Source organism: Lelliottia sp. (assembly GCF_045627565.1).
GTDB lineage: Bacteria > Pseudomonadota > Gammaproteobacteria > Enterobacterales > Enterobacteriaceae > Enterobacter.
The window spans coordinates 122,384-136,896 of the sequence record NZ_JAZQNX010000010.1; the positions used below are offsets into that span (position 1 = coordinate 122,384).

The 14,513-nt window shown below is 53.9% G+C and carries 12 protein-coding genes; 4 read left to right on the forward strand and 8 right to left on the reverse strand.

Features of this window, described 5'->3' with window-relative positions:
* Nucleotides 1-58 precede the first annotated feature (58 nt).
* The 3 genes from kefF (at nt 59) to folA (ending at nt 3,042) form a co-directional block, all read left to right on the forward strand.
* Complete coding sequence (gene kefF, locus ACKI5T_RS08400) at nt 59-589, forward strand: glutathione-regulated potassium-efflux system oxidoreductase KefF (RefSeq protein WP_133631728.1); 531 nt, start codon at nt 59-61, stop codon at nt 587-589.
* Nucleotides 582-2,447 (forward strand): glutathione-regulated potassium-efflux system protein KefC, encoded by a 1,866-nt coding sequence (kefC, locus tag ACKI5T_RS08405; protein ID WP_012016005.1) that lies wholly within the window; start codon nt 582-584, stop codon nt 2,445-2,447. Before kefF ends, kefC begins: the two co-directional genes overlap by 8 nt.
* A 115-nt stretch (nt 2,448-2,562) precedes the next feature.
* Nucleotides 2,563-3,042 (forward strand): type 3 dihydrofolate reductase, encoded by a 480-nt coding sequence (gene folA / locus ACKI5T_RS08410; RefSeq protein WP_100777676.1) that lies wholly within the window; start codon nt 2,563-2,565, stop codon nt 3,040-3,042.
* 41 nt (nt 3,043-3,083) lie between these two features.
* Here the strand turns inward: folA and apaH are convergent, their stop codons facing one another.
* Genes apaH through lptD form a run of 6 tightly spaced genes read right to left on the reverse strand, consistent with a single transcriptional unit; the run spans nt 3,084 to nt 9,806 of the window.
* Complete coding sequence (gene apaH / locus ACKI5T_RS08415) at nt 3,084-3,932, reverse strand: bis(5'-nucleosyl)-tetraphosphatase (symmetrical) ApaH (RefSeq protein ID WP_407436992.1); 849 nt, start codon at nt 3,930-3,932, stop codon at nt 3,084-3,086.
* A gap of 3 nt (nt 3,933-3,935) precedes the next feature.
* Nucleotides 3,936-4,313 (reverse strand): Co2+/Mg2+ efflux protein ApaG, encoded by a 378-nt coding sequence (gene apaG, locus ACKI5T_RS08420; protein ID WP_012016008.1) that lies wholly within the window; start codon nt 4,311-4,313, stop codon nt 3,936-3,938.
* Between the two features lie 3 nt (nt 4,314-4,316).
* Nucleotides 4,317-5,138 carry a 16S rRNA (adenine(1518)-N(6)/adenine(1519)-N(6))-dimethyltransferase RsmA gene (gene rsmA, locus ACKI5T_RS08425; protein WP_012016009.1) on the reverse strand — a complete coding sequence of 274 codons (822 nt, stop codon included), beginning with the start codon at nt 5,136-5,138 and terminating at the stop codon, nt 4,317-4,319.
* Nucleotides 5,135-6,121, reverse strand: coding sequence for a 4-hydroxythreonine-4-phosphate dehydrogenase PdxA (gene pdxA, locus ACKI5T_RS08430; protein ID WP_407436995.1), 987 nt, complete (start codon nt 6,119-6,121; stop codon nt 5,135-5,137). The genes rsmA and pdxA overlap by 4 nt, the downstream gene beginning before the upstream one ends.
* Nucleotides 6,121-7,407, reverse strand: coding sequence for a peptidylprolyl isomerase SurA (gene surA, locus ACKI5T_RS08435; protein ID WP_407436997.1), 1,287 nt, complete (start codon nt 7,405-7,407; stop codon nt 6,121-6,123). The genes pdxA and surA overlap by 1 nt, the downstream gene beginning before the upstream one ends.
* A gap of 53 nt (nt 7,408-7,460) precedes the next feature.
* The gene (lptD, locus tag ACKI5T_RS08440) at nt 7,461-9,806 is read right to left on the reverse strand and encodes an LPS assembly protein LptD (RefSeq protein ID WP_407436999.1); all 2,346 of its coding nucleotides are present in this window, start codon (nt 9,804-9,806) and stop codon (nt 7,461-7,463) included.
* Between the two features lie 240 nt (nt 9,807-10,046).
* Here lptD and djlA point away from each other — a divergent pair, with 240 nt between their 5' ends.
* Nucleotides 10,047-10,868, forward strand: coding sequence for a co-chaperone DjlA (djlA, locus tag ACKI5T_RS08445; RefSeq protein ID WP_012016013.1), 822 nt, complete (start codon nt 10,047-10,049; stop codon nt 10,866-10,868).
* 33 nt (nt 10,869-10,901) lie between these two features.
* On the opposite strand, the gene rluA is transcribed toward djlA, so the two are convergent.
* Together rluA and rapA are read right to left on the reverse strand one after the other, a co-directional pair.
* Complete coding sequence (gene rluA / locus ACKI5T_RS08450; RefSeq protein ID WP_407437001.1) at nt 10,902-11,561, reverse strand: bifunctional tRNA pseudouridine(32) synthase/23S rRNA pseudouridine(746) synthase RluA; 660 nt, start codon at nt 11,559-11,561, stop codon at nt 10,902-10,904.
* A gap of 12 nt (nt 11,562-11,573) precedes the next feature.
* Nucleotides 11,574-14,480 (reverse strand): RNA polymerase-associated protein RapA, encoded by a 2,907-nt coding sequence (gene rapA, locus ACKI5T_RS08455; RefSeq protein WP_407437003.1) that lies wholly within the window; start codon nt 14,478-14,480, stop codon nt 11,574-11,576.
* Nucleotides 14,481-14,513: the final 33 nt, after the last annotated feature.

Consider the following 14,513-nt stretch of genomic DNA (forward strand, 5'->3'; position numbering starts at 1 on the left):
TGTTGAATTACTGACTACACTCTTTTGTAAAAGAGGCAGTAAAACAACAGGCTAATTGATGATTTTAATTATTTACGCGCACCCTTATCCGCGTCATTCGCACGCGAACAAGCGGATGCTTGATCAGGTAAAAGCGCTCGATGGCGTAGAAATACGCTCTCTTTACGAACTCTATCCCGACTTTAATATTGATATTGCCGCCGAGCAGGAGGCGATTTCGCGCGCCGATCTGATCGTCTGGCAACACCCGATGCAGTGGTACAGCACGCCAGCGCTGCTGAAGCTGTGGATCGATAAAGTCTTTTCCCACGGCTGGGCGTATGGGCATAACGGCCACGCGTTGAAAGGCAAAAGTGTGCTGTGGGCAGTCACCACGGGCGGCGGAGAAGCCCATTTCGATATTGGCTCTCATCCTGGTTTCGAAGTACTGGCGCAACCGCTCCAGGCGACCGCGCTTTACTGCGGGCTGAAATGGCTCCCTCCTTTCGCGATGCACTGCACGTTTGTCTGCGACGACGAAACGTTGCAGGCTCAGGCGCGTCACTACAAACAACGCTTACTCGACTGGCAGGAGACGCACAATGGATAGCCATACGCTGATTCAAGCGCTGATCTATTTGGGCGCGGCGGCGCTGATTGTGCCTGTTGCCGTGCGTCTCGGCTTAGGCTCTGTGCTCGGCTATTTGATTGCAGGCTGCATTATCGGCCCGTGGGGATTCCGCCTGGTGACCGATGCCGAGTCGATTTTGCATTTTGCCGAAATCGGCGTGGTGCTGATGCTGTTCGTTATTGGTCTGGAGTTGGATCCGCGGCGTTTGTGGAAACTGCGTGCCTCGGTATTTGGCGGCGGGGCGTTGCAAATGATCGCTTGCGGCGCATTACTGGGCGGTTTTTGCATCTTATTGGGAATGGACTGGAAAGTCGCGGAGCTGATCGGCATGACGCTTGCGCTTTCGTCGACGGCCATTGCGATGCAGGCGATGAACGAGCGCAATCTGACGGTTTCCCAGATGGGGCGCAGCACTTTTTCCGTGCTGCTGTTCCAGGATATCGCGGCGATCCCGCTGGTGGCGATGATCCCGCTCCTGGCCGTAAGCGGTTCATCGACTACGCTGGGTGCCTTTGCGCTGTCGGCGCTGAAAGTCGCGGGTGCGTTGGCGCTGGTGATTTTGCTCGGGCGGTATGTTACGCGCCCGCTGCTGCGCTTTGTTGCGCGCTCAGGCCTGCGGGAAGTGTTCAGCGCCGTGGCCCTGTTCCTGGTGTTTGGTTTTGGGCTATTGCTTGAAGAGGCCGGATTATCCATGGCGATGGGGGCGTTCCTGGCGGGCGTTCTGCTGGCGAGTTCCGAATATCGTCATGCACTGGAAAGCGATATTGAGCCTTTCAAAGGTTTGCTACTGGGTCTGTTCTTCATCGGTGTCGGCATGTCTGTGGACTTTGGCACGCTGGTGACGCATCCGCTGCGGATCCTAATCCTGCTGGTCGGTTTCCTGGTTATTAAAATGGGAATGCTGTGGCTGATCGCTCGCCCATTGAACGTACCAAACAGACAGCGCCGCTGGTTTGCCGTGCTGCTGGGGCAGGGAAGTGAGTTCGCGTTTGTGGTCTTTGGCGCGGCGCAAATGGCAAACGTGCTGGATCCGGAATGGGCGAAAGCGTTGACGCTGGCCGTTGCGCTGTCGATGGCCGTCACGCCGATTTTGCTGGTGCTGCTGACTCGTCTCGAACAGTCGGGCAGCGAGCAGGATCGCGAAGCGGACGAAATCGACGAAGAGCAGCCGCGGGTGATCATTGCCGGGTTTGGTCGTTTTGGTCAGATCTCCGGTCGTTTGTTGCTCTCCAGCGGGGTGAAAATGGTGATTCTGGATCATGATCCTGACCATATCGAAACGCTGCGTAAATTCGGCATGAAGGTCTTTTACGGCGATGCCACGCGCGTCGATCTGCTGGAGTCTGCAGGCGCGGCAAAAGCAGAAGTGTTGATCAATGCGATTGACGATCCGCTGACCAACCTGCAGCTGGCAGAACTGGCGAAGGAACATTTCCCGAATCTGAAAATTATCTCGCGAGCCCGTGATGTCGATCATTACATCAAGCTGCGTCAGGCGGGTGTTGAAACGCCAGAGCGTGAGACGTTTGAGGGCGCGCTCAAAACCGGGCGCATGGCGCTGGAAGGCTTGGGCCTTGGGGCGTACGAAGCGCGGGAACGCGCCGACCTGTTCCGCCGTTTCAATCTGGATATGGTCGAAGAGATGGTGGAGATGGCAGACGGGGATGCTTCATCCCGCGCCGCGGCGGTAAAACGCACCAGCGCGATGCTGACGGAAATCATTAATGAGGACCGTAATCATCTGTCATTGACCCAGCGTCATGGCTGGCAGGGCACCGAAGAGGGTAAGCACACCGGCGATCCACGCGATGAGCCGGAGAGTAAACCGACGGTGTGAAGTGGCGTTGCCAGCAATATTGAAATATTTCCGCTTCTTTACTCTGGCTGTAGTCGACGAAAGATTAAGCTTTACGTATAGTGGCGGCAATTTTTTTGCATCCGGGAAATTTTCAATGATCAGTCTGATTGCAGCGCTGGCGGTAGATCGCGTTATTGGTATGGAAAACGCCATGCCATGGAATCTGCCAGCCGATCTCGCGTGGTTTAAACGTACGACGTTAAACAAGCCGGTAGTGATGGGCCGCCTGACCTGGGAGTCAATTGGTCGTCCATTGCCGGGGCGTAAAAACATCGTGATCAGTAGCCAGCCTGGTACTGACGATCGTGTTGAGTGGGTTAAATCTGTCGATGACGCGATTGCAGCCTGCGGCGACGCAGAAGAAATTATGGTGATTGGCGGGGGGCGTGTGTACGAGCAGTTCCTGCCAAAAGCGCAGAAGCTGTATTTGACGCACATTGATGCGGAAGTGGAAGGGGATACCCATTTCCCGGACTACGATCCGGATGAGTGGGAATCCGTATTCAGTGAATTCCACGATGCTGATGCGCAGAACTCACACAGCTACTGCTTCGAAGTTCTGGAACGTCGCTAAGATTGTTATCCCTCTCCTGCTCGGGAGAGGGAACGTGTCTATCAGGAGGCGACCGCCTCACCTTCCCCTAAATCCAGTTGCCGATTCGACGGCTGAATAAAGTAGGCTTTGTCTTCCCATCGCAGACAGGTCATATCGCCACCCCAGCAGCAACCCGTATCCAGCGCGTAGATATTTTCTGGCGTGCCTTTACCTTCGAGCGATGCCCAATGTCCAAACACCACGCTGTATTCATTGGTGACGGGCCCCGGAATCGCAAACCACGGTTTGAGCGGTGAAGGGGCGTTTTCCGGCGTGTCTTTGCAGTACATATCCAGTTGCCCATTCGGGAAGCAGTAGCGCATCCGCGTAAAGGCATTGGTCACGAAACGCAGGCGCGCCACACCGCTTAACTCAGGACTCCAGTTATTCGGCATATCGCCATACATCGCGTCCAGGAAAAACGGGTACGAGTCGCTCGCCAGCACCGCCTCTACATCGCGTGCGCACTCTTTTGCCGTTTGCAGATCCCATTGCGGCGTGATCCCGGCGTGGGCCATGACCAGCTTTTTCTCTTCGTCAATTTGCAACAAAGGCTGACGACGCAGCCAGTTGATCAGCTCGTCAGCATCGTGGGCTTCAAGCAGCGGCGTAATGCGATCTTTGGGTTTATTGCGACTGATCCCGGCAAAAACAGCCAGCAAATGCAGATCGTGATTGCCCAGCACCAGGCGCACGCTGTCACCCAGCGATTTAACAAATCGGAGTACGTCAAGCGAGCCTGGACCACGCGCGACGAGATCGCCCGTCAGCCAAAGGGTGTCTTGTCCTGGTGTAAAATCCACCTGCTTTAACAGCGCGATCAGTTCATCGTAGCAACCGTGAACATCGCCAATGAGATATGTAGACATGTTTTAATGGATAAATGTAGGAACAGCGAGGCGGAAAACAGGGACCGCAACACGGAAGGCATTGCCGTCGACATCAACCATTTCATAATGGCCCTGCATGGTACCCATCGGTGTTTCAATAACGGCACCGCTGGTGTATTGAAACTCTTCGCCAGGGGCGATGTGGGGCTGTTCGCCGACCACACCTTCACCCTGGACTTCGATTTCGCGGCCATTGCCGTTGGTGATAAGCCAGTAACGCCCGAGCAGTTGCACAGGCATCCGCCCCAGATTGCGAATGGTTACGGTGTAAGCAAAAACAAAACGTTCATCGTCCGGCGTGGACTGCGATTCGATGTAGACGCTTTGTACCTGAACACAGACGCGGGGCGAATCAATCATGGCTTAGCTCTCCTTTGGCGGCGCGTTATCGCTAATGTAATTCGCTAACTTACAGTACTGCTCAACGGAAATGTTTTCCGCACGCATGGCCGGATCGATACCTAATTCAGTCAACACGTCTACGGTAAAGGTGTTACCGAGGCTGTTGCGAATCGTTTTACGGCGCTGGTTAAAGGCTTCTGTGGTGATGCGACTCAGCACGCGTAGCTCTTTGACCGGATGCGGCATGACAGCATGTGGAACCAGACGAACAACCGCAGATTCCACTTTTGGCGCGGGCGTAAAGGCCGTTGGCGGCACTTCCAGCACGGGGATTATCTGGCAGTAATACTGCGCCATCACGCTTAATCGACCATACGCTTTACTGTTTGGCCCTGCAACCAGTCGGTTGACGACCTCTTTTTGCAACATAAAGTGCATGTCGGCAATGGCATCAGTATAGCTAAACAGATGGAACATCAGCGGCGTGGAGATGTTATACGGCAGGTTACCGAAAACACGCAGCGGCTGGCCCAGTTTTTCTGACAGCTCGGCAAAGTTCATGGTCATGGCGTCTTGCTGATAAATAGTCAGCTTTGGCCCCAGGAACGGATGCGTTTTCAGACGCGCAGCCAGATCGCGATCCAGTTCGATAACGGTCATTTCGTCGAGACGCTCGCCTACTGGCTCGGTCAGGGCTGCAAGGCCTGGACCGATCTCGACCATAGCCTGGCCTTTTTGCGGATTGATGGCTGACACGATGCTTTCGATAACGAACTGATCGTTAAGGAAGTTTTGCCCGAAGCGTTTGCGGGCTAAGTGGCCCTGATGGACTCTAGTATTCATTGAGTATTAACAATCATTTTGATGGCGAGATTAAGCGCCGTAATAAAACTGCCGACATCCGCTTTGCCTTTTCCTGCCAAATCCAGCGCAGTACCGTGGTCAACGGACGTTCGAATAAAGGGTAAGCCGAGTGTGATATTCACTGCGCGGCCAAATCCCTGGTATTTTAGCACGGGCAGGCCCTGATCGTGGTACATCGCGAGCACAGCATCCGCACTATCAAGATATTTAGGCTGAAAAAGGGTATCCGCTGGCAGCGGCCCGCTCAGATTCATCCCTTTCGCGCGCATCTCATTCAGCACCGGAATGATCGTATCGATCTCTTCCGTACCCATATGCCCGCCTTCACCCGCATGTGGATTGAGGCCACAGACCAGTACGTGCGGATCCGCAATACCAAATTTGGTACGCAGATCGTGATGCAAAATCGTAATGATTTCACGCAGGAGTGCCGGCGTAATGGCATCAGAAATGGCTTTTAGCGGCAAATGCGTTGTTGCCAGTGCAACGCGCAGCTCTTCCGTTGCCAACATCATGACCACGTTATCGCTGTGCGAGCGCTCTTCGAAGAATTCGGTGTGCCCGGTGAAGGGAACGCCTGCGTCATTAATGACACCTTTATGAACCGGACCCGTAATCAGCGCCGCAAACTCACCGCTCAAACACCCATCACAGGCGCGAGCGAGCGTATCCACGACGTAGTGACCATTATCGGTGCTGAGAATACCGGGCGTAGCAGGCTTGCGAAGCGAAACCGGAAGAAGCGTTAATGTGCCTTGCTGCTGCGGAACAGGTGGCTTGTCGGCGTGATAGGGCAAGAGCCTTAAAGGCAGACCGAGCATAGTTGCCCGGTCTTGTAATAGTGTTGCGTCTGCGCAGACCACCAGCTCAACCGGCCAGCTACGCTGCGCAAGCTGGACGACGAGTTCAGGACCAATCCCGGCGGGTTCACCGGGAGTGATGACAACACGATGTTGTTTCATTAGTTGCTCAGTACTTTTACGTATGCGCTGGCGCGTTGTTCCTGCATCCAGGTTGCCGCTTCTTCAGAGAATTTACGGTTGAACAGCATACGGTAAGCTCTGTCTTTCTGTGCTGCGTCGGTTTTATCCACGTTGCGCGTATCCAGCAGTTCAATCAAATGCCAGCCGAAAGTAGAGTGGACCGGTGTGCTCATCTGGCCTTTGTTCAGCTTCATCAGCGCATCACGGAATGCCGGATCGTAGATATCAGCCGCTGCCCAGCCAAGGTCACCGCCCTGGTTAGCGGAACCGGGATCCTGAGAAAACTCTTTCGCCGCGTTAGCGAATGACGTTTTGCCGCTCTTGATATCAGCCGCAATCTGCTCCATCTTCACGCGGGCCTGATCGTCCGTCATGATTGGCGATGGTTTCAACAGAATATGGCGAGCATGCACTTCTGTGACGGAGATGTTCTGGCTCTGACCACGCATGTCGTTCACTTTCAGAATGTGGAAGCCCACGCCTGAACGAATCGGACCCACGATGTCGCCTTTCTTCGCCGTGCTCAGCGCCTGACCAAAGATAGAAGGCAGTTCCTGAATTCGACCCCAACCCATCTGGCCGCCTTTCAGCGCCTGCTGGTCAGCAGAATAGGTAATTGCGAGTTTACCGAAGTCACCTCCGTTACGCGCTTGTTCAACGATAGAACGCGCCTGGCTTTCAGCTTCAGCAGCCTGATCGGAGGTCGGGTTTTCCGGTAGTGGTACCAGGATGTGGCTCAGGTTCAGCTCGGTGCTGGCATCATTCTGATTACCCACCTGCTTCGCCAGCTGATCCACTTCCTGCGGCAGAATGGTGACGCGACGACGGACTTCGTTATTGCGCACTTCAGAAATCAGCATCTCTTTACGGATCTGATTACGGTAGGTCGCATAGCTGATACCGTCATAGGCCAGACGGCTACGCATCTGATCTAACGTCATATTGTTCTGTTTAGAAATGTTAGCGATCGCCTGATCGAGCTGTTCGTCAGTGACTTTTACGCCCATTTTCTGGCCCATCTGCAACACGATCTGATCCATGATCAAACGTTCCAGGATCTGATGACGCAGCGTGGCGTCATCTGGAAGTTGCTGACCTGCCTGGCCCGAGTTGAGCTTCACAGATTGCATCATGCCATCCACGTCGCTTTCAAGGACTACACCGTTATTCACAACAGCGGCGACTTTATCAACAACCTGTGGCGCGGCGAAGCTGGTGTTCGCAACCATAGCGATACCGAGCAGCAGCGTTTTCCAGTTCTTCATACTTTTTCCATTTCAATTAACCGCAAAGCGGATTGCGTTGTAAATCAAGCACATTACAGGGAACTACGGTATGGCAGAATGTTCGAACGCAGCATCTGCTGAGTGCCCAGACCGTAGTTGGAACTCAAGCCGCGTAATTCGATATTAAAGCCAATCACGTTATCGTATTTGCTCTGATTGTTGCTGGTATCCCAGCCGTTAAGCTTACGCTCGTAACCGACGCGAATGGCATAACAGCAGGAGTTATATTGCAGACCTAACATCTGATCAGCTGCCTTGCTGGTATTGGTGTCGAAGTAGTACGCCCCAACGACAGACCAGCGATCGGCGATCGGCCAGCTTGCAGAACCCCCCACCTGAGAAATACCTTCTTTGTACTGCTCAGCCGTAAAGTTCGGCAATGTCGCCTGGATGTATTCCGGGCTGGCATAACGGTAGGTTAACTGCACCATTCGATCTTCATCACGACGATATTCAAGGGCGGTACTGCTCGTCGAGACATTATTCAGGCGCGTATCATATTGCACCCCACCGCGCAGACCCCAACGATCGGTCATACGCCAGTAAGTATCACCCGCCCAAACCAGCGAACCAGTTTTGTTGTCTTTTTCCCAGTTGATATCATCATCACCAGTGCGCGACTCGGTGAAGTAGTAGATTTGACCCACAGAAACGTTAAAACGTTCAACGGCAGCCTCATCATATAAACGGGTAGTTACGCCAGAGGTCAGCTGGTTTGCTGACGCGATACGGTCCAGACCGCCATAAGTACGGTCGCGGAACAGGCCACTGTAATCCGATTGCAGGAATGCAGAGTCGTAGTTATTGATTTTGCTTTGATCGCGATAAGGCACGTACAAATACTGCATACGCGGCTCCAGCGTTTGGGTATAACCACTCGCCAGATTCATATCACGTTCGAAAATCAGTTTCCCGTCCATCTTGAACTGCGGCAACGTACGGTTTACGGACTCTTCCAGATTTGCGTTATTGGTGGTGTTGTAATTGTCGAGATTCTTTTGCTGGTAATGCGTTGCCATCATCTTGGCTTCGGTATCCAGACTCGCCCAATCATTGGACCACGGCAGATTTACTACCGGCTCAATGTGTAGACGTGTGGCTTCCGGCATATCGGAATTGGTGTTTACAAAATGCACAGCCTGACCGTAGATGCGCGTGTCGAACGGACCGACATCATTTTGATACCAGTTAACGTCCAACTGCGGTTCTGCACCGTAAACGCTACGCGTTTGGTTGCTAAAGACCTGGAACTGCTTGGACGATACCGTGGCGTTAAAGTTCTCTATTGCATAGCCCGCGCTGAATTTCTGCGTCGCATAGCCGTCGGTACTGGAACCGTACTTAGTGGTGAAGTCGTTAAAGTAGTTTGAGTCGCTGACTTTGGTGTAATCGACGTTGAAACGCCACACCTGATCCATGACGCCAGCGTGTTGCCAGTAGAACAGCCAACGGTGGCGATCGCCCTCAGTAGGGTGCTCATCTTCATAGACTTTATCTGAAGGCAGATAATCCAGCTCCATCAGACCTGCCCCAGCATGGGTCAGGTAGCGGAACTCATTTTCCCACATGATATTGCCGCGCTTGTGGATATAGTGCGGCGTAATCGTGGCGTCCATATTGGGCGCGATGTTCCAGTAATACGGCAGATAGAACTCAAAATAGTTCGTGGTGCTGTATTTGGCATTCGGGATTAAAAAGCCCGAGCGACGCTTATCGCCGACCGGCAACTGCAAATATGGGCTATAGAAAACGGGTACGGGGCCCAGTTTAAAGCGCGCATTCCAGATTTCAGCGACCTGCTCTTCACGGTCGTGAATCACTTCGCTACCGACCACGCTCCAGGTGTTTGAACCCGGGAGGCAAGAAGTGAAAGAGCCGTTTTCCAGAATGGTATAGCGATTTTCGCCGCGCTGTTTCATGAGGTCCGCGTTACCACGGCCCTGACGACCCACCATCTGGTAATCACCTTCCCAGACGTTAGTGTCTTTTGTATTCAGGTTTGACCAGGCTTTCGGACCTTTCAGGATGACCTGATTGTCGTCATAGTGCACATTGCCCAGTGCATCGACCGTGCGTACCGGAGCAGCTGCGCCTTCGGGCTGCTTCTGATGAAGTTGAACTTCATCCGCCTGCAAACGGCTGTTGCCTTGATTAATGTCGACATTGCCCGTAAACGTGGCGTTATCAGGGTAATTACCCTTTGCATTGTCGGCAGTAATAGTGACAGGCAAGCTGTTAGTATCACCCTGCACCAGCGGGCGATCGTAGCTTGGGACGCCCAGCATACACTGCGAGGCGAGATCGGCGGCTAGCCCCTGTTGGCTATACAGGGCCGCACCAATCATTGTGGCCAGGAGGGTGGGGATACGTTTTTTCATACGTTGTATTTATTGTTCCATCATCAGTGGCGTTACGCTGGCAAACGGTCAGAGACTATCTTACTCATCAGCGCAGTGCCAGCGTTAATCCTGCCCGTTTGCGAGTCAGAGTGTTAGGCTCGCTATCGAATGACGAGTATGATAATGCAAATTATAGGCGATGTCCCTCAATTGACCGTGGCTCGACCACTGAGATAATGGAGTTGAGTCGGACCAGGAACATGACCGTACGGGGAGTATATGCAGTATTGGGGTAAAATAATTGGCGTCGCATTCGCATTATTGATGGGCGCAGGATTTTGGGGCGTCTTATTGGGCCTCATTATTGGCCATATGTTTGATAAAGCGCGCAGTCGCAAAATTGCGATGTTTGCCAACCAACGCGAGCGTCAGGCGCTGTTTTTCGCCACCACGTTCGAGGTGATGGGGCATTTAACCAAATCGAAAGGACGGGTCACAGAAGCCGACATTCAGATCGCCAGCGTATTCATGGATCGCATGAGTCTGCACGGTGAATCTCGTGTGGCGGCGCAAAACGCCTTTCGCATCGGTAAAGCGGATAATTACCCGCTGCGCGAGAAAATGCGTCAGTTCCGTAGCGTCTGCTTCGGGCGCTTTGATTTAATTAGGATGTTTCTGGAAATCCAGATTCAGGCAGCGTTTGCCGACGGCTCACTGCATCCGAACGAACGAGACGTACTGTATGTGATTGCTGAAGAGCTGGGTATTTCCCGTATGCAGTTCGATCAGTTCTTGCGCATGATGCAGGGCGGAGCGCAGTTTGGCGGAGGCTATCAGCAACAGCAGCAATCCGCGGGCGGCGGCTGGCAACAGGCGCAGCGTGGCCCAACGCTGGAAGATGCCTGCAACGTATTAGGCGTTAAGCCGACTGACGATGCGACCACCATTAAGCGCGCCTATCGCAAGCAGATGAGCGAACATCACCCGGATAAACTGGTTGCTAAAGGGTTGCCACCGGAAATGATGGAAATGGCGAAGCAGAAAGCGCAGGAAATTCAGAAAGCGTACGAGCTGATTAAAGAGCAGAAAGGCTTTAAATAATGCGGTGTCTGCCCGGTAAAAACCGGGCGGACATTAAAAGTCGGCAGGCGTTTTAAACGTCATCGACGTGCCAAACGCCGGATGGGTAATCGTCAGCATTTCAGCATGCAGCTGTAAACGCGGCGCCATTGCCAGCGCGTCCGGTGTCGCGTAAAAACGATCCCCCAGAATCGGATGACCCAACGCCAGCATGTGCACACGCAGCTGATGCGAACGTCCCGTAATCGGCTTAAGCAAAATGCGCGCGGTGTTATCCGGCGCATACTCCAACACTTCATACTCCGTCTGCGCGGCTTTGCCGGTCTCAAAGCACACTTTTTGCTTTGGTCGGTTCGGCCAGTCACAGATCAGGGGTAAATCTACCAGCCCCTCCGCTTTTTCCGGATGTCCCCAGATTCGCGCGATGTACTGTTTCTTCGGCTCGCGATCGCGGAACTGACGCTTCAGTTCGCGCTCGGCGGCTTTGGTCAGAGCCACGACAATCACACCGCTGGTCGCCATATCCAGACGATGCACAGATTCAGCCTGCGGATAATCGCGTTGCACGCGGGTCATCACGCTGTCTTTGTGCTCCTCCAGACGGCCCGGCACGGACAACAAGCCGCTCGGCTTGTTGACCACCATAATATGGTCATCCTGATACAGAATGACCAACCAGGGGTCCATTGGCGGATTGTAGGTCTCCATGATCATGTCGCGCTCCGTTTATTGATGCGTCACAACGATCAGACGCAGCGCATCCAGTCGCCAGCTCGCCTGATCCAGGCTTTCGAGCACCTGCTGACGGTTGCTCTCGATAGCAGCCAGTTCGTCGTCACGGATGTTCGGGTTCACAGCTCTTAACGCTTCCAGGCGAGAAAGTTCCGCCGAAAGTTTCTCGTCAGCTTCACGACGTGCGGAATCGATCAGCGCTCGTGCGGCTTTCTCAATCTGCGCTTCGCCCTGTTGAAGAATGGCGTGCACGTCCTGTTGAACGGCATTCACCAGCTTGCTGCCCGTATGACGATTCACCGCGCTCAACTGACGGTTAAAGCTCTCAAACTCCACCTGAGTCGCCAGGTTGGTGCCGTTTTTGTCCAGCATCAGGCGCACCGGCGTTGCAGGCAGGAAGCGGTTAAGTTGCAGCTGTTTCGGTGCCTGCGCTTCAACGACATAGATCAGCTCAAGCAGCAAAGTCCCCACCGGCAGGGCTTTGTTTTTCAGCAGCGAAATGGTGCTGCTCCCGGTATCACCGGACAAAATCAGATCCAGGCCGTTACGAATCAGCGGGTGTTCCCAGGTAATGAACTGTGCGTCTTCACGAGAAAGTGCCACATCACGCTCAAAGGTGATGGTGCAGCCATCTTCCGGCAGGCCTGGGAAATCAGGCACCAGCATGTGATCTGATGGCGTCAGAACAATCATGTTTTCGCCACGGTCGTCCTGATTAATCCCCACGATATCAAACAGGTTCATCGCGAAGCTGATCAGGCTGGTGTCGTCATCTTGCTCTTCAATGCTTTCTGCGAGGGCTTGCGCTTTCTCGCCGCCGTTGGAGTGGATCTCCAGCAGGCGGTCACGGCCCTGTTCCAGCTGAATCTTCAGCGCATCGTGTTTTTCGCGACAGGTTTTGATCAGATCGTCAAAGCCGTCGGTATTTTCCGGCGATGCCAGGTAGCCAATCAAATCGCTATGCACCTGATCGTAAATGGTGCGTCCGGTCGGGCAGGTATGTTCAAACGCATCCAGCCCTTCGTGGAACCAACGCACCAGCACGGACTGCGCGGTATTTTCCAGGTACGGGACGTGGATTTGAATATCATGCGCCTGACCAATACGGTCCAGGCGGCCAATACGCTGCTCCAGCAGATCCGGATTAAACGGCAGATCAAACATCACCAGTTTGCTGGCGAACTGGAAGTTACGCCCTTCTGAACCGATTTCGGAACACAGCAGAACCTGTGCGCCGCTGTCTTCTTCGCCAAACCATGCCGCCGCGCGGTCACGTTCGATGATGGACATCCCTTCGTGGAACACCGCCGCGCGAATACCTTCCCGCTCGCGCAGGACCTGTTCCAGCTGTAGCGCGGTGGCTGCTTTGGCGCAAATCACGAGTACTTTCTGCGAGCGATGGGCGGTCAAATAACCCATCAACCATTCAACGCGTGGATCGAAGTTCCACCAGGTTCCGGTATCCCCTTCAAATTCCTGGTAAATCTGCTCCGGATAGAGCATATCGCGAGCGCGCTCTTCAGCATTTTTACGCGCACCCATAATTCCAGAAACTTTTATCGCCGTCTGATACTGCGTCGGCAGCGGCAGTTTGATGGTGTGCAGTTCGCGTTTTGGGAAACCTTTGACACCGTTACGGGTGTTACGGAACAGCACGCGGCTGGTGCCGTGGCGGTCCATCAGCATGGAAACCAGTTCCTGACGCGCGGCTTCAGCGCCATCACGATCGCTGTTGGCCGTCTGCAGAAGCGGCTCAATATCCTGCTCACCAATCAAATCGCTCAATGTATTAAGCTCATCGTTGGAAAGATGTTTGCCAGCCAGCAGTAGAGCGACCGCATCGGCCACCGGACGGTAATTCTGCTGTTCTTCAACAAACACGTCAAAATCGTGGAAACGGTTTGGATCGAGCAGGCGCAAGCGCGCAAAATGGCTTTCCAGACCCAGCTGTTCTGGCGTTGCCGTCAGAAGCAGAATACCCGGGACGCGCTCCGCCAGCTGTTCAATCGCCATGTACTCGCGGCTTGGGGCGTTTTCGCTCCAGACCAGATGGTGCGCTTCATCGACGACCAGCAGATCCCACTCAGCATCGCAAAGATGCTCAAGCCGCTGCTTGCTACGACGCACAAAGTCCAGGGAGCAAATCACCAGTTGCTCGGTTTCGAACGGGTTCTCAGCGTCGTGCTGGGCTTCGGCATAACGCTCGTCATCGAACAGGGAAAAACGCAGGTTAAAGCGGCGCAGCATTTCGACCAGCCACTGGTGTTGTAGCGTTTCAGGCACCACGATCAGCACACGTTCCGCGGCACCCGACAGCAACTGTTGGTGCAAAATCATGCCCGCTTCGATGGTTTTACCCAGGCCTACTTCGTCCGCCAGCAGCACGCGCGGCGCGTGACGACGCCCCACGTCGTGAGCGATGTTGAGCTGATGCGGAATCAGGCTGGTGCGCTGTCCACGCAGGCCGCTCCACGGCATGCGGTACTGTTCGCTCTGGAATTTGCGCGCGCGATAGCGCAGTGCGAAGCGGTCCATGCGGTCAATCTGACCGGCGAACAGGCGATCCTGTGGTTTGCTGAATACCAGACGGCTATCGAGCATTACTTCGCGCAGCATGACGTCTGCTTCTTCGGTATCTAAACGCGTTCCGGTATAGGCGAGCAGCCCATTCTCTTCTTTTACGTCTTCAATCTTCAGCTGCCAGCCTTCGTGGCTGGTAACGGTGTCGCCCGGATTAAACATGACACGGGTAACAGGGGAGTCATTGCGTGCATACAGACGGTTTTCACCGGTTGCAGGGAACATAATAGTGACCATTCGCGCATCCAGCGCCACTACTGTTCCTAATCCGAGTTCGCTTTCTGTATCGCTGATCCAGCGTTGACCAAGTGTAAAAGGCATAGTTGTTCGGCTCTAATCTTTAATTGCAGGCAA